Source organism: Niastella populi (assembly GCF_002078015.1).
In the GTDB taxonomy this organism is placed as follows: Bacteria; Bacteroidota; Bacteroidia; order Chitinophagales; family Chitinophagaceae; genus Niastella; species Niastella populi.
This window is the reverse complement of record NZ_LWBP01000188.1, coordinates 365794-386998: the sequence shown is the minus strand read 5'-3', so window position 1 is coordinate 386998 and position 21205 is coordinate 365794. Positions and strand designations below refer to the sequence as shown.

Below are 21205 nucleotides of genomic sequence, written 5' to 3'. Positions count from 1 at the left end.
CAAAAAAAAATCCGCCCATAAAAATGAGCGGATTGAAGTTTATGAAAAATAACCGTCCAAAATTAGCTTGTTATGCGCCGGGCAACAACGGTTTCGGTAACCTGGCTGTTGCTGGCCGCTCCCGGTTGTGTGACAGGGGGAGCAGGATATTGGAACGGGTACTTGCGTTCGGGAATCTCATTAACATTAACTACAGCCCATACTATTACCACAATTGAGACACTTATAGCAGGTTCCGCTACGGATGGTAATATGTCCGCAGGTATTGCAGGCCGGCGCATCGCTTTGCATGCTTTTCGCAGCCGCATTGATGGCGTCTATGCCCACTTCTGCTTTTTTAACAGTGGCTTTTACCGGTTTCAATGATTCCGTTTCGGGCGTTTTTGCCTGTTTACCGGGTACCACACGCACATCACTTAATGGTGGCGTTTTTTTTTCGTATTCCAGTGAAGTGGGAATTTCGTCCCATTCATCGGTGCCCGTATTCATTACTTCGGGCCTGTCGAGTACATGTACCAGGTCGGTTCTGCCCAGGTACTCATAGGCGAGGGCACGGAAGATAAAGTCAACGATAGATGTGGTGCTTTTGATGTTCGGGTGATCTACCATACCTGCGGGCTCAAAACGGGTAAACACGAACTTTTCTACATACTCTTCCAAGGGAACGCCGTACTGCAAGCCGATAGAAACAGCTATGGCAAAACAGTTGAGCATACTGCGCATGGTAGCGCCTTCTTTGGCCATATCGATGAAGATCTCTCCCACTGTTTGATCGCCGTACTCACCGGTGCGTAAAAACAATGCCTGTCCGTTTATTTTGGCTTTCTGCGTAAAGCCACGGCGTTTTGCCGGTAATGTTCTGCGTTCTACAATACGCGCCAGTTCCCGTTTCAATTTGGTATCGGGAGATGCCTGTACACGTTTTTGAACTTCTCCCAGCAATTCGGCAATGGTTAGCTTACCAAGGTCGATAATGTTCGACTCCTTTGGTTCAGCGGCAGGTGCGCTTTCGCTTGTCTCTTCTTCCGTTTTCTTCTTCTTATCGCTTTTATTGCTCAGGGGCTGGCTGAGTTTGCTGCCATCGCGGTATAAAGCGCAGGCTTTTAATCCAAGTTTCCAGCTCATCATGTAGGCATCGGCAATTTCTTCTACCGTTGCTTCATTGGGCAGGTTAATGGTCTTTGAAATAGCACCACTTAAGAAAGGTTGCGCGGCAGCCATCATGCGAATATGGCCATGGGCATGAATGTAACGTTCTCCCTTTTTACCGCATTTGTTGGCACAGTCAAAAACGGGCAGATGATCGGCCTTTAAGAACGGAGCGCCTTCGATGGTCATTGTACCGCAGATATAATCATTGGCGGCTTCTATCTGTTCCTCGGTAAAGCCCAATGCTTCGAGCAGGCTCCATTCAAAATTAAAATATTGCTCAGGTTTGAATCCCAGTCGCTGCAGGCACTCTTCCCCGAGCGTGTAAACATTGAATACGAATCCGATTTCAAAGGCGGAAGCTACAGCTGCATCTAACTTCTTAATTTCTTCGGCAATAAATCCTTTCTCGCTTAACGTTTGGTGATTGATGTGGGGAGCGCCTGCAAAAGTGCCGGCACCCACAGCGTATTTTACTATCGATTCTATTTCGCGGCTATTATAACCCAGGTTCTTCAATGCGGTGGGAACCGATTGATTAATGATCTTGAAGTATCCGCCGCCGCTGAGTTTTTTAAATTTAACCAGCGCAAAATCGGGTTCTACCCCGGTGGTATCGCAATCCATTACCAGGCCAATGGTGCCCGTAGGCGCTATCACTGTAACCTGGGCATTGCGGTAACCGTATTTTTCGCCCAACTGTACCGCTTCGTCCCACGCTTTGGTTGCGGCTTTCAGCAGGTAGTCGGGACAATATCTTGCTTTTATACCCTGTGGCTTAATGTGCAGTGTTTCATATTCATCTGCATCATAAGCCGCCAGGCGGTGATTACGCATTACGCGCAGCATGTCGTCCCTGTTCTCTTCGAACCGGGCAAAGGGCCCTAAGATAGAAGCCAGCTCGGCAGACGTTTTATACGCAATTCCGGTCATGATAGCGGTAATGGCGCCGGCTATACCGCGGGCCTCTTCGCTATCGTACGGAATGCCCATTACCATTAACATAGAACCGAGGTTGGCATAACCCAAACCCAGGGTGCGGTAATCGTAGCTCAGCTGCGCCACTTCTTTTGAAGGGAACTGCGCCATCAGCACAGACACTTCGAGCACCACTGTCCACAAACGGCATACATATTCAAAACCTTCTACATCGAATGCATTGGTAGCCTCGTTGTAAAAACGGCGCAGGTTGGCCGAAGCCAGGTTACAGGCCGTGTTATCGAGGAACATGTATTCACTGCATGGGTTGGAAGCATTGATGCGGCCTCCCTTCGGACTGGTATGCCATTCATTGATGGTAGTATCATACTGGGTGCCGGGATCGGCGCAACGCCAGGCGGCGTATGAGATCTGGTTCCAAACCTCACGGGCCGGAATACGTTTCATTACTTTACCATCGGTTCTTGCTTTCAGTTCCCAATCTTCATTTCTATCGAGCTTTTCAAAAAATTCATTGGGTATGCGGATGGAGTTGTTTGAGTTTTGTCCGCTCACCGTTTTATACGCCTCGCCTTCATAATCGCTGGGATAACCGGCTGCGATGAGGGCGCCTACTTTCTTTTCTTCTTCTACTTTCCAGTTGATGAAGTCCATGATCTCGGGGTGATCGAGATCGAGACAAACCATTTTGGCTGCCCGGCGGGTAGTGCCACCGCTTTTGATAGCCCCAGCTGCGCGGTCGCCGATCTTCAAAAAGCTCATTAAACCGCTGGAAGTTCCGCCGCCGCTTAATTTTTCGCCTTCGCCGCGGATGGTAGAGAAGTTGGTTCCAACGCCACTGCCGTATTTAAATATGCGGGCCTCACGCATCCACAGATCCATGATTCCGCCGTCGTTAACCAGATCATCTTCAACACTTAAGATAAAACAGGCGTGTGGTTGCGGACGCTCGTATGCAGAAGTTGATCTCTTTAACTGGCCGTCTTCGGCATCAACATAGTAGTGCCCCTGGGGTTTTCCCTTGATGCCATAGCTTTCAAACAAACCGGTATTGAACCATTGGGGACTATTGGGTGTACATGATTGATTAAGTATGCAATGCACCAGTTCTTCGTAGAAGATGACAGCATCTTTTTCGGAAGCGAAATACCCGTATTTCTCACCCCATACGCGCCAGCAATTGGCAAGGCGGTGGGCAACCTGTTTTACGGAAGTTTCACGGCCCAGCGAGCCATCGGCCTGGGGAACGCCTGCCTTGCGGAAATACTTTTGAGCAAGAATATCGGTAGCGATCTGGCTCCAGTGTTTGGGAACCTCTACGTTATTCATTTCAAATACAACTTCCCCACTGGGATTGCGGATGATCGACGTTCGGTAGTCGTAATCGAACTGGTCAAAAACAGAAACTCCTTCCTTGGTAAAGCGGCGATTGAACTGCAGGCCTTTCGATTGCTTTTTGCTGGGCATAAGTTGCTTTGTTTAGAATGATTAATAACAGTAGGGCTGGGATAACGAAAATATCCAGTTGAGGCCAAATTTCCGACCCGGAAATATGCACAGGTGTGGAAAAGCCATGTTAAAAATACTAAGATGCAAGCTGGGTGTGCTTTACTCGATTTTTGCACAGAATACGGTGCGTTGTTGATTACTTTTATTAGGTTATTTTCAAAAAAAATGCTATCTATTAGGGCCTGGAATTATTGTGCCGTGCTTTTATATTAAACAACTGAAAGTGAGGATGGTTGGGCGTGGCCGGTTACCAGTTACCGGGTGCCGGTTCCCGGTTTCCGGGGAAAACAAATACAGTTGCCGGGTGCCGGTTTCCGGGTAGTAGGGAAAACCAATACAGGTTTCAGGAAGTCAGGATCACCCGGCGGGCCTCGCTTTAGGTCTGGCTCTTGCCATTTGTTATTAACTTGCTTAATGATGCGCCGGAAACTGGTAGCTGGTACCCATTTGTATTCCCCCGGTATCTGGAACCCGGTAACTGTTCATTTTAAATGCCCTGCTAACAAATACTGAATAACCCAAAATATAATGCTTTGACACACAATTAATGGTAAAAGTTTCCCTCCCCTATCGCCCCTTTGGAAAACTTTTTGCATTTTTGTAGTCACCAATAGCCCAGCATGACGAATCGCATTTATCAATCCCTACTGCAACATAAGGAGAAAGGACAGAAGTCATTTGCAGTACTGATTGACCCAGATAAAGTAACGGTAGAAAAAATAGATGAACTGACAGCATTGGCCGCTGAAGCGCGGGTCGATTACCTGCTGGTGGGTGGCAGCCTGGTTGTCACAAACCGGCTCGATGAGGTTGTACAACAGATCAAAAAGAATTGCGACATCCCGGTGATCCTTTTCCCGGGCAGTCCCTCCCAGATAACTCCATATGCAGATGCGTTGCTGTACCTGTCCCTGATCTCAGGGCGCAATGCCGAATTACTGATCGGCCAGCATGTTATTTCTGCCCCATTCGTAAAACAAAGCCGGCTCGAGATCATCTCAACCGGTTACATGGTCATTGACGGCGGCGCTCCTACTACGGTTTCCTACATCAGCAATGCCGCACCTGTTCCGGCCGATAAAAATGAAATCGCCATGTGCACCGCCATGGCCGGTGAAATGCTGGGCATGAAGCTCATCTTTATGGATGCAGGCAGTGGCGCCAAACGCCCCATTACCGAAGCCATGATAGAGAAGGTAGCCCAGATCATAGAAGTGCCATTGGTTATAGGTGGCGGTATTACCGACCCCGAAAAAGCCTATCGGAACTGCAAAGCCGGCGCCGATGTGATCGTCATAGGCAATGCCATTGAAAAAGACGCTTCACTGATCAGGGAAATGAGTGCGGCCATTCATTCGGTTCCAACCAAGGTCGTTTAAGGGTATTTACATAGCGGTAACAAATAATTCACAGAAAATCTCCCTTTGTTGCCAAACCCTTTTTCCCTGCTTTATGTTAATTTACAGAACCACCCTAATGTGGTTTTGTGCGTATGATTCGATTGATCTTTCTGTTATTTATCGGCATTGGCAGTACGGGCTGTTTCACCCGTTTTGTAACGACCGATAAGGAATTGAAGAAATTCTATAAAAACAAGCCACAGCCTGCCTATTTCACCATAAAGAACGACTCAATTACATTGTTTTGCGCCACTTCGGGCGCCGATACACTTCCCCCTCTTTTACTTATTCACGGCGCACCGGGTGCCTGGTATGGCAACCGCACTTTACTCGATGACTCCGTTCTTCAACAACATTACCACATCATATCGGTTGACCGCCCCGGATATAACAAATCGCGTTTTAAGAACAAACGCAGTGCAGTGCCCTCCATTACCACCCAGGCCATAGCCATACATGAAGCACTACAGCTGAACCGTTCGTTCAAAACCGGCGTTGTGCTTGGCAGTTCGTATGGCGCAGCCATTGCAGCAAAAATATCGGTGCTGTACCCGGGTAATTTCCATCACCTTGTTATGCTGGCGCCGGCTATTGACCCGCAGAAAGAAAAGTTCTGGTGGTTCAACCCCTGGATCCACCGCGGGCCATTGCGCTGGATGTTACCACGCTTTGTCAATCATGCAACCGATGAAAAATATGCCCATGTTGCCGAACTGACTAACTTGTTGCCCGACTGGAGCCGGATCAATATGCCGGTTACCGTGGTTCAGGGCGATGCCGATAAGATCGTTGACCCGGCCAATCTCGATTTTGCACGGGAACAGCTACAGGGCAAACAGGCCGAGTTCATCCTGCTGCCAGGCGCCGGCCATCGTGTAAGATGGCAGCGGCCCGATGTAGTGAAAGCCATCCTGTTGAAGCAGGCAGCCTATGCGAACATTCATTAGCATTAACTGTTAGATAACCAAATAACAGCGATCAAGCCGCTGGATACCGGTGATTTGAAGAATTAGCTAAAATTTTACACTAAAAATCCCCACTATTGTAAAAAAGTGTTTTTCTTTGCGGTGTCAAATTCATTGATTTAAAAGCATACCACTTTAAAATGCAAAAAAATCTCACCATAATACTCGCTGATGTAGTTGCGCAAAGCGCGATTACTATAGTGCGTGGGGTTTTTCCTGTACGGCTCCGTACAGTTTTTTTCTTCCAACCTATCCCCGTAAGGGTGCGACGTTGATACTCACGTTACCATACAGCATGCCCTGTAGTGACCGGAAACTCATTTATTTCAACAAGCCAGTTTCCCGGGCACAATGTTTTAAGCCGTTGCATTTTTCACATTTAGCCTTGTTTCAAAAATGGAAACCCAACATCAATTTCAGGTTATTGTAGCTAACGAATCACATCTCAGCTTTGCCCAGATCATATGCGATGAAATGGCCGCCAGCGCCAAAGCCCGTGGAACCGGTATAGCCAAACGCTCGCCCGAATACATTCAACAGAAGATGCGTGAAGGGAAAGCGGTGATCGCCTTTAACCAGGATGGCGTATGGGCCGGCTTTTGTTATATCGAAACATGGAGCCATGGCGAATATGTGGCCAACTCGGGGCTGATCGTATCGCCCAGCTTCCGTAAGGGCGGACTGGCAAAAGCAATTAAGAAGAAGATCTTCGAATTGAGCCGTCTTACATTTCCCGATTCAAAAATATTCGGTCTTACTACCGGCCTCGCCGTTATGAAAATTAACAGCGACCTGGGGTATGAACCTGTTACCTATTCTGAGCTTACGCAGGATGAAGCATTCTGGGCCGGTTGTAAAAGCTGTGTGAACTATGACATTCTCATGAGCAAGGAACGGAAGAACTGTTTGTGCACCGCCATGCTGTATGATCCCAAGGATCACTATGAGCCTGAAGAGACCAAAGAGTTCTTCGAAGAAAAGAAGAGCGTGTTCGAGCGCATGTTACGCATAAAACAATGGAAATTGCTGAAGCCTTTCTTTAAAGATGAGAAAGACCCGCAGAGCGGACCTAAAGAAAAAGACGCTTCTGGCGGCGCCGGCAAGATCAAATCTTTATTTCACTACTTTTTTAATTTCTAAAAACAATTTCTGCGAAGATGGCAAAGAAAGTTGTTCTCGGTTTCAGCGGTGGATTAGACACTACGTTCTGCGTTAAATACCTGGGCGAAGACCAGGGTTACGAAGTGCATAGCATTATTGTAAATACCGGTGGCTTCAGTGATGAAGAATTGAAGAAAATTGAAGAGCACGCTTATAACCTGGGTGTAAAAACACACACCACGGTAAATGCCATAAAAGGATATTACGATCGCATTATAAAATACCTCATTTACGGAAACGTATTAAAGAACAACACCTACCCGTTAAGCGTTAGCGCCGAGCGGTTGAGCCAGGCCCTGCACATTGCAGAACATGCACAAAAACTCAAAGCCGATGCGGTTGCCCACGGCAGCACCGGCGCCGGTAACGACCAGGTTCGTTTCGATATGGTGTTCCATATCCTCATTCCCGGCGTTGAGATCATTACACCCATCCGCGATCTTAAACTGAGCCGCGAAGCAGAAATTGAATACCTGAAAGGCAAAGGCGTGAACATGAACTTCGCCAAAGCTGTTTACTCTATCAATAAAGGATTATGGGGAACCAGCGTTGGCGGTAAAGAAACATTGTCGTCAAAAGGAATGCTGCCCGAAGATGCATGGCCAACACAGGTTACAAAAACAGGCAGCGAAGAAGTGAAGCTGCATTTTGAAAAAGGCGAACTGAGATCCGTTAACGATAAATCATTTGCTCACCCCAGCGAAGCCATTCAATACCTGCAAACCATTGCCGGTGCGTATGGCGTAGGAAGGGATATCCACGTAGGCGATACCATCATCGGCATAAAAGGCCGCGTAGGTTTTGAAGCCGCGGCCCCCATGGTGATCCTGAAAGCTCACCATGCACTGGAAAAGCACGTGCTTACCAAATGGCAGCTTAACTGGAAAGACCAGCTGGCCCAGTTCTATGGCAACTGGCTGCACGAAGGACAGATCATGGACCCCGTGATGCGCGATATTGAAGCTTACCTCGAGAACAGCCAGCAACATGTAACCGGCGATGTATTCGTTCACCTGCAACCCTATCGCTTCCAGATCATAGGTATTGAATCATCCTACGATCTTATGAGCAGTAAATTTGGCAAGTACGGCGAAATGAATACCGGCTTTACCGGCGAGGACGTTCGTGGCTTCAGTAAAATATTTGGCAACCAGACTTCTATCTGGAATTCGGTGACAAAGGATAATGAGAAAGGGAAATGAATAATTAAAAAGTAAAAATGAGAAATTAAAAAGTAAACGCCCAATAGCCGTGTGTTCACCTTCTCATTTTTCGTTCTTCATTTTTCATTTTTAATTTCTATTAATTATGAGTCAGAAAATAAAAGCAGGCATAATAGGTGGCGCCGGTTATACCGGTGGTGAGTTGCTCAGGTTGCTGATCAATCATCCTCAGGTGGAGATCGCCTTTGTAAACAGTAAAAGCAATACCGGCAACCCTGTTTACCAGGTTCATGCCGATCTTATAGGCGAAACAGACCTTCAATTCAACGATGACCTCTCTCCCTTGCAGGATGGCAGCATCGATGTATTGTTCCTGTGCGTAGGCCATGGCGATGCCCGCAAATTCCTGACAGAATATACAGTAAACGATAAAATAAAGATCATCGATCTATCGCAGGACTTCCGGTTAAGCGCGAAGTCGTCAATCGGCAACCGGCAATTCGTATACGGATTACCCGAGCTGAATAAGGCTGCGATCAGAACCGCACAAAATATTGCCAACCCCGGCTGTTTTGCAACCGGTATACAGTTAGGCTTACTGCCACTGGCAAAAGCCGGTTTGCTGCAATCGGTATATACAACCGGTATCACCGGTTCAACCGGGGCCGGACAAGGATTATCAACCACCTCGCATTTTTCGTGGCGCGCCAATAACATTCAGGCCTACAAAACTTTAACGCACCAGCATTTAAAAGAGATCACGCAGTCGATACAGCAATTGCAGTCTTCGTTCTCGCCTGTTACTGCCGATGGATCATCGGAAGCGCTGAGCTTTATTCCCTGGCGAGGCGATTTTACCCGGGGCATCTTTATCAGCTCACTGATCGATTGCGACTGGAAGATGGAACAGCTCACGGAACTGTTCACAGAGTTTTACAAGGATGCGCCGTTTACGGTGCTGAGCAGAAGCGAGATCTTTTTAAAGCAGGTGGTGAATACCAATAAATGTATCATTCAACTGGAAAAAGTAGGCACGAAGGTGGTTGTGCACAGCGCCATCGATAACCTTACCAAAGGCGCCAGCGGCCAGGCAGTGCAGAATATGAATTTGATCTTTGGGTTAGATGAAAGCGCGGGGTTGAAGCTGAAGGCGAATTATTTCTAGGCGGAAGGCCGAAGGCTTAAAGCATAAGGCGAATACAGATACAATAGGGGGATTTCATAGTTAAAACGATGCAATGAGGTCTTTAAAAACCTATTGTATGAGAGATTATAGGAAGTATGAGGTTTGGAAAAATGCTCATGATATGGTCTTATTTGTATATAAACAAGTAATCCCTTCTTTTCCCTCAACAGAGCAATATGATTTGGCGCGCCAGATGAAAAGAGCAGCCTATTCTATCTCCTTCAATATTGTTGAAGGTTGTGGTCGAAATTCCGATAGTGACTTTGCTCATTTTTTAGATATGTCTTTGGGATCGACACACGAGCTGGAGTATTGTTTCTTATTGGGAAAAGACCTGGGATATATTAAAGAAGAAGAATTTAGGAAAATATATAGAAAGATTAACGAGATAAAGGCCAAACTAATAAATCTCATTAAATCTGTTCGCAGATCGTAATATTTATTTTGAACAAAAGCTGCCTGCCAAAAGCAATACCCCCTAAGATTTTGTATTGCCTTAAGCCTTCAGCCTTTAGCATTAAGCACTTAATTATGAAGCTTTTTGATGTATATCCAATCAACAACATCGCCATCGTAAAGGCCAAAGGCTCTAACGTATGGGATGACAAAGGAGAACAATACCTTGACCTGTATGGTGGTCATGCGGTAATTTCTATTGGCCATACCCATCCGCATTATGTTGAACGAATTACCAACCAGTTAAACAAAGTAGGCTTCTATTCCAATTCGGTAAAAATGCCGTTGCAGGAAGAATTGGCCGAAAAACTGGGAACAATCAGCGGCAAACCCGACTATCAGTTATTCCTGATCAGCTCGGGGGCCGAAGCAAACGAGAACGCATTAAAGCTGGCCTCTTTCTATAATGGCCGCAAAAAAATAATTGCATTTAAGAAATCTTTCCACGGACGTACCTCTCTGGCTGTTGCTGCCACCGACAACCCCTCTATTGTAGCGCCGGTGAACCAGACATCGAATGTAATTTTTCTTCCCTTCAATGACGTAGCTGCGCTTGAAGCCTGCTTCGCCGAACAGGGATCAGAAATTTCATCGGTGATCATCGAAGGCATACAGGGCGTGGGCGGCATCAATGTAGCCAGCGAGTTGTTTTTACAAACCATCAGGCGGTTGTGCGATGCGCATGGCGCCGTTTACATTGCCGACAGCGTACAATGCGGTTACGGCAGAAGCGGCAAATTCTTCTCGCATGACTTTGCCGGCGTGAACGCAGACATTTATACCATGGCAAAAGGTATGGGAAATGGTTTCCCTGTTGCCGGTATCATCATCGCACCTCACTTACAGCCGAAACATGGCATGCTGGGCACCACGTTCGGTGGCAATCACCTTGCCTGCGCTGCCGCACTGGCCGTACTGGAAGTGATAGAAAAAGAGAACCTGGTTCAGAACGCCGCTGAAGTTGGACAATACCTGATGGATGAACTTAAGAAGATCCCCCAACTGCAAAATGTTCGCGGCCGGGGTTTGATGATCGGTTTCGATGTGCCCGAACAATACAAAGACCTTCGCAAAAACCTGCTGTGGAAACACAGGATCTTTACCGGCGAAGCGAAACCGAATGTGATCAGGCTGCTGCCTTCACTGGCCCTGCGCAAAAAAGATGCAGACCAGTTACTGGAGGCCATTAAAGAAGAAGTTCAGGTTGGCGCCGAAGCGTAAAAACGCTGAACGCCGAATGTTGAACGCTAAAAGCTAAAGGCGCATTCCGAACCGGCCGGCCTGCCTTCTTCATTCGAACCGCGCGAAGGTGCAGAAGACTGAAGGCGCAAAACAGAACGTAAAAGACAAAACGGAACATATACGAGCATGCTGAATGCAGAAGGAAACTCCTGAAATTTTTGAGTTAGCCTTTAGCGTTAAGCATTAAGCATTTTTTCATCATTAAAATTCCTTCCCGCTAAGGCATGAAAAATTTTACAAGTGTGCACGATGTGCCGCAGATAGATGCACTGGTAAAAAAAGCGCTGGCATACAAAGCCGATCGTTTTAAAGATAAAACATTGGGAGCAGGCAAACGTATAGGTTTGTTATTTCTGAACCCCAGTATGCGAACCCGCCTTAGCACCCAGATCGCCGCACAAAACCTGGGCATGGAGCCTATCGTGTTCAACGTAGGACAGGAAGGTTGGGCGCTTGAATTTGAAGATGAGGCCATCATGAGCGGCAGCACCGTTGAGCACGTAAAAGACGCTGCGCCCATTATGGGTAACTATTTCGATATTCTGGCCATTCGTACGTTCCCTTCGTTAAAGAACCGCGAAGACGACTACAGCGAGCTTTATATAAAACAGTTCATTAAATACGCCGGCATTCCGGTGGTTAGTCTCGAAAGCGCTACCCTGCATCCATTGCAGAGCTTAACAGATATTATTACGATAACAGAGTGCCTTAATAATACCACTCCTCCCGGCCGGGGGGAGGCCGGCGGCAAGCGGCCGAAGATCGTGCTTACCTGGGCGCCGCACGTAAAGCCGTTGCCGCAATGTGTGGCCAATAGTTTTTCACAATGGGTGAACGCCTGGGGAAAAGCTGACTTTGTTATAACGCATCCCGAGGACTATGAACTGGATGAACAGTTCACCAAAGGCGCTACGATCACGCACAACCAGGATGAAGCATTGAAAGATGCCGATTTCGTATATGTAAAAAACTGGAGCACATTCAAAGATTACGGCAAGATCTATAACAACGATCCCGAGTGGATGCTTACCAATAAGAAGCTGGCCACCACCAACAATGCCAAAGTAATGCATTGTTTGCCCGTAAGGCGCAATGTAGAGCTGAGCGATGAAATACTCGACGGGCCCAACAGCATTGTAACACAGGAAGCATCGAACCGGGTATGGGCAGCACAGGCCGTTCTCAGCGAAATACTAGCATCTCAAAAATAAACCAGCAAACAGTGTCAGCATTATATGTTGTTAAGATAGGCGGTAACATAATCGATGATGAAAAAAAATTATCGTCGTTCCTGAAAGATTTTGCAGCGGTAAATGGCCATAAGATCCTTATCCATGGCGGTGGTAAACTGGCCACCAAACTGGCTGAGCAAATGAACATTCCGCAACAGATGATCGATGGCCGCCGTATCACCGATGCCGAAACGCTAAAGATAGTGACCATGGTGTATGCCGGTTATATCAATAAAAATATTGTGGCCCAGTTACAGGCTAATAACTGTAATGCCATCGGTTTAAGCGGGGCCGACGGGAATGTGATCCTGGCGCATAAAAGAAATCACCCTACTATCGATTATGGTTTTGCCGGCGATGTAGACGCAATCAATACCAGCCTGCTGAAAAGTATTATCGATCAGCAGATAAGTGTAGTAATGGCGCCCATTACCCACGACCAGAAAGGACAATTGCTGAACACCAATGCCGATACCATTGCACAGGAAGTGGCCAATGCATTGAGCACCCTGTACAATGTGCAACTGATCTATTCATTCGAGAAAAGCGGTGTACTGCTCGATGCAGATGACGACAGCACAGTAATTCCATCCATTAACCCTGCCTGTTACCAGCAATTAAAATCAGAACAAAAAATATTCGCCGGCATGATCCCTAAGCTGGATAATGCGTTTGCCGCATTGAACAGCGGTGTAAAGAAAGTGATCATAGGTAAAGCCGAACAGTTAAGCGATCTCATCACCGGTAAGGCCGGAACAAGCATTGTACATGAGTAATAATAACTTACATACACTTCAGCAAAGCGCTATCGAATTGCTGAAGCAATTGATCAGCACCCCTTCATTCAGTAAGGAAGAAGATAAAACGGCTGATATCCTGAAAGCCTTTCTCGAAAAGCATGGCGTGCCGGTAAAGACCGTTAAACATAACGTATACGCCCGCAATGCACATTTCGACGACAGCAAGCCTACCATTTTGCTGAACTCGCACCACGATACGGTAAAACCCAATAAGAACTATACACTCGATCCCTTTACACCCGTTGAAAAAGACGGGAAATTATTCGGTCTCGGCAGCAATGACGCCGGTGGGCCGCTGGTGGCACTGATAGCCACATTCCTGTATTTCAATCAGCAGCCCGGTTTGAAATACAATGTTGTGCTGGCCGCCTCTGCCGAAGAAGAGATCAGCGGTAAAGACGGTATCGAGCTGGTGCTCCCCCACCTTGGCAATATAGATTGCGCCATTGTAGGAGAGCCTACGCAAATGCAAATGGCCGTAGCCGAGCGCGGACTGATGGTGCTCGACTGCACTGCGCAGGGCAAAGCCGGCCATGCCGCCCGCAATGAGGGCGAGAACAGTATATACAAAGCATTGAAGGACATAGAATGGTTTCAGGGGTACCACTTCCCTAAGGTGAGCGACCTGCTGGGGCCGGTAAAGATGAGTGTGACCGTTATTGAAACCGATAACAAAGCCCACAACGTGGTGCCTGCACAATGTAAGTTTGTGGTTGACACCCGGGTGAACGAGTTGTATACCTTTGAAGACATTCTTGAAACCATTCATAAACATGTACAGTGTGAGGTAGTGCCCCGCAGTACGCGCTTGCGTTCTACTTCCATTGCGCTTGACCACCCGTTGGTTCAGTCGGGCGTAGCTTTAGGCAGAACCTACTACGGCTCGCCCACTACTTCTGACAAAGCCTTAATGCCCTTCCAGGCATTGAAAATGGGCCCCGGCGATTCAGCAAGAAGTCATACGGCAGATGAGTATATTTATGTGGAGGAAGTTGTTGAAGGAATTGAGTTGTATGTGCAGTTACTTGAAAAAATTGTGAAATAACCAGCAAATAATTCAACCATGAAATTGTGGAGTAAAGAAACCACCAATACATCCCAACTGGTAGAAACCTTCACTGTTGGCAGAGACAAAGAATTCGACATTCTGCTTGCCCAATACGATGTGCAGGGTTCTATGGCGCATGTTCGCATGCTGGCTGAAGTGGGTTTGATGTCGAAAGACGAAGCCGATACCGCCATAAAAGGACTGGAAGAAATTGCCGCCGACATAGCACATGGCCGCTTTACAATTGAAGAAGGCATTGAAGACGTTCACTCCCAGGTTGAATTTACACTTACCCGGCGCATAGGTGATGCCGGAAAAAAAATACATAGCGGCCGCAGCCGCAACGACCAGGTTGCAGTTGATATAAAACTGTATCTGCGCGCAGAAGTGCTGGCCGTAAGAGATGAAGTAAAGCAAACCTTCGATCTGCTGATAGCGCAAAGCGAAAAATTCAAAGACATCCTGTTACCAGGGTACACCCATCTGCAAATCGCCATGCCATCTTCCTTCGGTTTATGGCTGGGTGCTTATGCCGAAAGCCTGACCGACGATATGGAGCTGCTGGCAGCAGCCTATCATGTTGCCAATAAGAATCCGTTGGGAAGCGGTGCGGGGTATGGTTCTTCTTTCCCTCTGAACAGGAAACGCACTACCGAATTATTAGGTTTCAAAACATTGAACTGGAATTCTGTTTATGCGCAAATGAGCCGTGGTAAAACAGAAAAGGTGATCGGAACCGCCCTGGCCGGTATTGCCGGTTCCATCGGCCGACTGGCCATGGATGCCTGCCTGTACATAAACCAGAATTTCGGGTTTATTTCTTTCCCTGTCGAATTAACTACCGGCAGCAGCATTATGCCTCATAAAAAGAATCCCGATGTATTTGAGCTGATCCGCGCCAAATGCAACCGTATTCAAGCTGTTCCTAACGAACTGTCGCTGCTGCTGGCGAACCTGCCATCAGGTTATCACCGCGATCTGCAACTGACAAAAGAAATTTTATTCCCTGCTATTGAAGAGTTGAAGGCATGTTTGCAAATGACCCGGTTAATGTTGCAGCACCTGTCGGTTACCGGCAATATACTCGATGATGAAAAATACAAATACCTGTTCAGCGTAGAAGCCGTGAATGAACTGGTGAACAAAGGCATTCCCTTCCGCGAAGCGTATAAACAGGTAGGCAACCAGATTGAAAAAGGAGAATTCTCATTCGATTATAAAAAGCAGCTCAACCACGTTCATGAAGGAAGCATCGGCAATTTGTGCAATGCGGAGATCACGGGTGTAATGAACAGGGTGTTGGAGAAATTTAGCTAGTGTAGACGAATTGCCGGTTACCGGTTTCTGGTTACCGGGCAGAAAACACAAGCAACCTGATTATTGGCAGGAATACAGAAATTTAGGGCCTGGCCACCGGAAACCGGTACCTGGTAACAGGTCACCTTTTCAAGCTCTCACTTGTCACCCGCGTAGGAGTATCTTTCCCCGCCACAATGGTAGTTGAACTAATGGCAATGGCCCTTATAATGGCCGCCATATTGTTCATATCCAGCGTTTCAATTTCGTCTTCCTGCGTATGATAATACTTCTCACTATCCATTTTCGAAGTGGAAATGGTATGCGCCGGTACTCCCAGTCGCGCCAACGTGGCGTTATCGCTTCTGTAAAACAACTGCTGTGTAGGATATGGATCGGGGTAGAACCTGAATGCGGTATTCGCCAGGTTTTTCTCCAGGATCTTACCCATATCAGATTTCTCATATCCCGTTATAAATGCGGAATTGGTGCCCCATTTACTTTCAGTGCCTATCATTTCAATATTGAACATGGCCATTACCTGGTCGGGGTTGTACTGTTGCGAAAAATAAGTGGAACCAAAACCACCGCTTTCTTCTGCAGTGAAGGCAGCAAAGATGAGCGTACGTTCATTGTCTTTCTTTTTGGCGAAATAATTAGCCAGCATGATGACCGCTGTTATACCCGCTGCATCGTCATTGGCGCCATTGTAGATACTGTCACCGGCCGCATTCGCACGGCCAATACCCAAATGATCGTAATGCCCGCTGAAGATCACATATTCTTCCTTCTTTGATTTACCCGGTAAAACACCCACCACATTTTTCAGCGGCATGGCATTTACGGTTTGTTTTACCTGTATGGAATATTCTCCCGCTTCTTCATTGGCCATTACCAGCACAATATTTCCTTTAGGGGTAAACTGCGAACGGCCGCCTCTTTTCAGCCTTTCAAACATCGCCCGGTGAATGGTATCGACCATTAACAGGTGATCGCCGCCGGTGCGTTGTAAACGGCTAACGATACTGCCAAGCGTATCTTTGGCCTGAACCACTTTCATTGTGTAACCCGAACCCTGGTTGATAGAAAGCTCTTCTTTCGCTGTAATAGCCGCAATGTTCCGCTCTTCCAGCGGTTTGCCGTTCAATGTACCACCGGCCTGTACGGGGTTGATGCGCAGCATGGCGAACTCCTGCAGGTATGATTTTCCGGCTACGGGTTGTAAACCGGCCTTTTTGAATTCGTCGGCAATAAATGCAGCGGCCTTGTCAATACCGGGCGTATAGATCTTACGGCCGCCCATATCATCGGCGCTCAATATGCGCTCGATGCGTTCAACTTCCTTTGCATTAATGATCTTATCGATATGCTGGCAATAAGCGGTTTGCTTTGCCAGCAATAAAAGGATAAAGTAGCGATGCATATTTATTTTTCGAGATTTCATAACAAATACAGGCCTGCTAATATTTGCTGAGCGCCGAAGGCCTAAGGCTGAACGCTCACTCGCGATTGTTCTGCTTACCAAACCCATGGGGTTAGTATTTTTGCATGCTAAACCCTTGTGAACTTCAACTATAATTAGGGGGCCAGAAATTTCGGGTTCATGCTTTCAGCCTTCAGCATTTAGCATTCAGCATTTAGCATTTATAAGCTCATCATTTCCTTGAACTTCACCGTTTGGCGGCGGCTCACTTCTATCTTTTCCCCGCCTTTCAGTTCCAGCAACAGACCGCCATTGAAATATGGTTCAATTTTATCTATCAGCCGCAGGTTCACTATATGCTTCCGGTTGGCCCTGAAAAAAGTTTTCTCATCGAGCCTTTCCTCCAGGGCGTTCAATGATTTCAATATAAGCGGTTTATTGGGACCGAAGTAAACCTTGGCATAGTTGCCAACGCTTTCAAACAACCGGATATCGCTCAGCTTTACAAACCAGCAGCGCTCGCCGTCTTTAACAAACACCTGGTCGTTCTCGCTTAAAATACTGCGGTTAAAATTTACAGGCACCATGGGCCCCTGCTCCCGCTCTTCCTGCAAATGCAGCTTCTGAATAGCATCGGCAAGGCGTTTGGGCTCTACGGGCTTCAACAGGTAATCGAGCGCGTTCACCTCAAATGCTTTCAACGCATACTCATCATAAGCTGTTGTGAAAATAACGTGCGGCGCTTTGTCAAGCTCCGACAACATATCGAAACCGGTTTTACCCGGCATTTGTATATCCAGAAAAATGAGATCGGGGTTTATATTCTCAATTTTTTCAACACCTTCGCCGGCATTGCTGGCTTCGGCCACCACTTCAATTTCAGGAAAGTCCATAAGCAGTTTGCGCAGCTCACTTCTGGCCAGCCGTTCGTCGTCGATAATAATGGCTTTGATCATAACTGGTTTTATTTTATTTCAACAGGGATCAGTATGCGGGCTTCCACCAGATCAGATCCCACTTGCTTTATTTCAAAGTTAGCTTTTTCACCAAACAATAACTGTAACCGGTTTTTGGTGCTGAACAACCCAAAACCATCGCCATCCTGCACATGCCCGTTCAGGTAACCGGTATTCAACACCACCAGCTCGTGGAAATTCTCTTTAAAATCGGAGATCACTCTTACCAGTCCGCCCCCGATTTGTTTGCCTATACCGTGTTTAATGGCGTTCTCTACCAGTGTTTGCAGCATCATGGGCGGCACCGGTTGATCGAGCGTATCTTCATCTATCTGGTATTCTATTTTCAGCCGGTCTTCAAAGCGGATATATTCCAGCGCCAGGTAATCTTTCACAATGCCCAGTTCTTTCTCAAAAGGCACCGTTTCTACTTTTTCGGCCTGCATACTGCTGCGCAGAATATTGCTGAGCTCGGTAATGGCATTACGGGCGCGATTGGGATTTTCATCGATCAGGGCGCGGATACTGTTAAGCGCATTAAAAATGAAATGCGGGTTGATATGCGCTTTTATGGTTTTTAATTCTAGTTCTTTTACCAGCGATTCAAGCCTGATCTTATCCAACTGCGCCTGCCGGGTTTTTACGATATAGTGGTACGCGAAATAGATCAGGTTCCACACAATGATGATAAAAAAATACCCCAGCGAAATGCGGATCATTTTATTCACAAAGGTCAGCTGCCGCTGTTTCTCCGACTCAAACTCAAGCCATTCTTCCAGCTTAGCCGTGGTGGTACCATAAATCAATGTGAATATGATAGAGATCAGAATAATGTAGATCACCTGTTCATTTACCGGCTTATCAACCAGCTTGTACTTCTGGATAAAAGCACGCATTATGTGCGTGATGATAAACCCCAGCGAGGCTTCCGAAACCAGCATCTGATAAAAAGAAGGCTGTATGCGGGTACGCAGGGTAAGGTAAAAAAATATGAACAACACTATATAGGCGCTCCAGCCTATGATCTGGCATAGCCAGTAATATGAAATTCTCTTCTTCATCATGCTTGTTGGAACTATAACAAATCTAGGCAATTAGACCGCTCGGGGTCAGTATTTAGGATATGTGGCCGTATAAATAGGTTACCGGCACTACAAAGTAGTGAAATTGTCAGTAATTCCACCCCTTTTTGCCCATGCCGGAATATTCCCGGTCGCGGCACGTTTTTTTGTTCTGTTAAAATCCAGCCTTTGTTAGGGCTCATGATTTAAAGATGTATTTTTGTCGCTAAAATTTCAATTAAATGGAGATCACGCCCGGCCCATTGTTGACGACCATCAATTCCCCAGCAGATCTTAAGCATTTGAGCAGAGAGCAGTTACACCAGGTTTGTAACGAATTACGGCAATATATCATCGATGTGGTGAGTGTTCATGGAGGTCATTTTGCCGCCAGTTTGGGTGTGGTTGAGCTTACAGTAGCATTGCATTATATCTACAATACCCCATACGATCAACTGGTATGGGATGTAGGTCACCAGGCATACGGCCATAAGATCATCACCGGCCGCCGCGAGGAATTTCATACCAATCGTAAATATCACGGTCTCAGTGGTTTTCCCAAACGCAGCGAAAGCGAATACGATACTTTTGGCGTAGGCCACTCCTCCACCTCTATTTCCGCCGCCCTCGGCATGGCCATGGCTGCGAAATATAAGGGGGAGAACCGCAAATCCGTTGCGGTTATTGGCGATGGCTCTTTAACCGCCGGCCTGGCCTTCGAAGGCATGAACCATGCCGGCGTGGCCGATTCCGACGTGCTGATCATTCTCAACGATAACTGCATGAGCATCGACCCCAATGTGGGCGCGCTGAAAGAATATTTAACCGATATCACTACTTCTCATACCTATAACCGCCTGAAAGACGATATCTGGAAGGCGCTGGGCAAATTGCCTATCGGTAAGAACTTTACCCGCGAAATGGCGAGCAAGCTCGAGCATAGTATAAAAGGCTTCGTGAACAAAAGCAGTAACCTGTTTGAAGCTTTAAAGCTGCGCTACTTCGGTCCTATAGACGGGCATAACATTACCAAACTGGTTGATACGTTACAGGATCTCAAAAACATTCCCGGGCCCAAGTTATTGCATGTGATCACCACCAAAGGAAAGGGCTACGCCCTGGCTGAAAAAGAACAAACCCTGTGGCATGCGCCCGGACTGTTCGATAAGATCACCGGTGAAATTTATAAAAAGAAATTCGACACGCCGCAGCCGCCCAAATACCAGGATGTTTTCGGACATACCATCATTGAACTGGCAGAAAAGAACGATAAGATCTTTGGCGTAACACCCGCCATGCCTTCCGGTTCTTCGCTCAAATTCATGATGGATAAAATGCCCGACCGCGCATTCGACGTGGGCATTTGCGAACAACATGCCGTAACGCTTAGCGCCGGCATGGCCACACAGGGCATGCGGGTGTTCTGTAATATTTACTCGTCATTTATGCAACGCGCCTACGACCAGGTAGTGCATGATGTAGCCATTCAAAAGCTGCCGGTAGTATTGGTGCTCGACCGCGCCGGTCTGGTTGGCGAAGATGGCCCTACTCACCACGGAGCATACGACATCGCTTATATGCGTTGCATTCCGAATATGGTTATCAGCGCACCAATGAACGAAAGCGAACTGCGAAACCTCATGTACACCGCCCAGCTCGATAGTATGGACTGGCCATTTGTTATCCGCTATCCGCGTGGACAAGGCGTAATGCCCGAATGGAAAACTCCTTTTGAGGAAATTCCTGTCGGCAAAGGCAGAAAGATCAAAGACGGGCAGGATGTGGCCATTCTTACCATTGGCCATCCCGGCAATTTTGCCACTACCGCCATTCGGGAATTAAAGATGGACGGCCTGAACCCCGCGCATTACGATATGCGCTTTGTTAAACCGCTCGACGAAGCCTTACTGCACGAAGTATTCAGCAGGTACGACAAAGTTGTTACGGTTGAAGACGGTACAGTTACAGGTGGTTTTGGCAGCGCCATCCTTGAGTTTATGGCAGAACACAACTACAAAGCCGAAGTGAAAATACTGGGCATTCCCGACCGTATTGTTGAACACGGCACCCCCAAAGAACTGTACAATGAATGCCATTATGATGCGCAGGCCATTGCAGAAACCGTTCGCTCAATGATGAAAGGAAAGATTACGGTGACTCAGTTGTTAGGATAGAAATATCGAAAGTTATTCATATGAGACCCTGGCGATAGTCGGGGT

At 47.1% G+C, this 21205-nt stretch carries 16 protein-coding genes; 12 read left to right on the top strand and 4 right to left on the bottom strand.

What is annotated here, in order from left to right:
- Positions 1–186: 186 nt before the first annotated feature.
- Complete coding sequence (locus tag A4R26_RS18455) at positions 187–3555, bottom strand: vitamin B12-dependent ribonucleotide reductase (protein WP_081166165.1); 3369 nt, start codon at positions 3553–3555, stop codon at positions 187–189.
- A 662-nt stretch (positions 3556–4217) separates the two neighbouring features.
- On the opposite strand from A4R26_RS18455, the gene A4R26_RS18450 reads away from it, so the two are divergent.
- The 11 genes from A4R26_RS18450 (at position 4218) to argH (ending at position 15567) form a co-directional block, all read left to right on the top strand.
- Positions 4218–4976: a phosphoglycerol geranylgeranyltransferase gene (locus A4R26_RS18450; protein WP_081166162.1), complete on the top strand. Its 759-nt coding sequence runs from the start codon at positions 4218–4220 to the stop codon at positions 4974–4976.
- A 113-nt stretch (positions 4977–5089) separates the two neighbouring features.
- Positions 5090–5944 (top strand): alpha/beta fold hydrolase, encoded by an 855-nt coding sequence (locus A4R26_RS18445; RefSeq protein WP_081166159.1) that lies wholly within the window; start codon positions 5090–5092, stop codon positions 5942–5944.
- Positions 5945–6358: 414 nt separating this feature from the next.
- The gene (locus A4R26_RS18440) at positions 6359–7102 is read left to right on the top strand and encodes a GNAT family N-acetyltransferase (RefSeq protein ID WP_081166156.1); all 744 of its coding nucleotides are present in this window, start codon (positions 6359–6361) and stop codon (positions 7100–7102) included.
- A 17-nt stretch (positions 7103–7119) separates the two neighbouring features.
- Positions 7120–8325, top strand: coding sequence for an argininosuccinate synthase (locus tag A4R26_RS18435; RefSeq protein WP_081166153.1), 1206 nt, complete (start codon positions 7120–7122; stop codon positions 8323–8325).
- Between the two features lie 106 nt (positions 8326–8431).
- On the top strand, positions 8432–9451 hold the full coding sequence (gene argC / locus A4R26_RS18430; protein ID WP_081166150.1) for an N-acetyl-gamma-glutamyl-phosphate reductase: 1020 nt from the start codon (positions 8432–8434) through the stop codon (positions 9449–9451).
- Between the two features lie 97 nt (positions 9452–9548).
- Positions 9549–9908, top strand: a complete 360-nt coding sequence (locus tag A4R26_RS18425) for a four helix bundle protein (protein ID WP_081166147.1) — start codon at positions 9549–9551, stop codon at positions 9906–9908.
- 95 nt (positions 9909–10003) lie between these two features.
- The gene (locus A4R26_RS18420) at positions 10004–11149 is read left to right on the top strand and encodes an aspartate aminotransferase family protein (RefSeq protein ID WP_081166144.1); all 1146 of its coding nucleotides are present in this window, start codon (positions 10004–10006) and stop codon (positions 11147–11149) included.
- A 245-nt stretch (positions 11150–11394) separates the two neighbouring features.
- A complete protein-coding gene (locus A4R26_RS18415) occupies positions 11395–12381 on the top strand; it encodes a Rossmann-fold NAD(P)-binding domain-containing protein (protein ID WP_081166141.1) in 987 nt (328 codons plus the stop codon).
- Positions 12382–12392: 11 nt separating this feature from the next.
- Positions 12393–13178, top strand: a complete 786-nt coding sequence (argB, locus tag A4R26_RS18410) for an acetylglutamate kinase (protein WP_081166138.1) — start codon at positions 12393–12395, stop codon at positions 13176–13178.
- Positions 13171–14247 carry a M20 family metallo-hydrolase gene (locus A4R26_RS18405; RefSeq protein ID WP_081166135.1) on the top strand — a complete coding sequence of 359 codons (1077 nt, stop codon included), beginning with the start codon at positions 13171–13173 and terminating at the stop codon, positions 14245–14247. The genes argB and A4R26_RS18405 overlap by 8 nt, the downstream gene beginning before the upstream one ends.
- Before the next feature lie 18 nt (positions 14248–14265).
- On the top strand, positions 14266–15567 hold the full coding sequence (gene argH / locus A4R26_RS18400) for an argininosuccinate lyase (protein ID WP_081166132.1): 1302 nt from the start codon (positions 14266–14268) through the stop codon (positions 15565–15567).
- Positions 15568–15688: 121 nt separating this feature from the next.
- Here argH and A4R26_RS18395 read toward each other — a convergent pair whose 3' ends face one another.
- From A4R26_RS18395 to A4R26_RS18385, 3 genes are all read right to left on the bottom strand, one after another.
- Positions 15689–16969, bottom strand: coding sequence for a M28 family peptidase (locus A4R26_RS18395; protein ID WP_081166129.1), 1281 nt, complete (start codon positions 16967–16969; stop codon positions 15689–15691).
- 221 nt (positions 16970–17190) lie between these two features.
- Entirely contained in the window at positions 17191–17925 is a 735-nt protein-coding gene (locus A4R26_RS18390) for a LytR/AlgR family response regulator transcription factor (protein WP_207625781.1), read from the bottom strand.
- Between the two features lie 8 nt (positions 17926–17933).
- On the bottom strand, positions 17934–18989 hold the full coding sequence (locus tag A4R26_RS18385) for a sensor histidine kinase (RefSeq protein WP_242674948.1): 1056 nt from the start codon (positions 18987–18989) through the stop codon (positions 17934–17936).
- Between the two features lie 239 nt (positions 18990–19228).
- On the opposite strand from A4R26_RS18385, the gene dxs reads away from it, so the two are divergent.
- Complete coding sequence (dxs, locus tag A4R26_RS18380; protein ID WP_081166126.1) at positions 19229–21160, top strand: 1-deoxy-D-xylulose-5-phosphate synthase; 1932 nt, start codon at positions 19229–19231, stop codon at positions 21158–21160.
- Positions 21161–21205 lie beyond the last annotated feature (45 nt).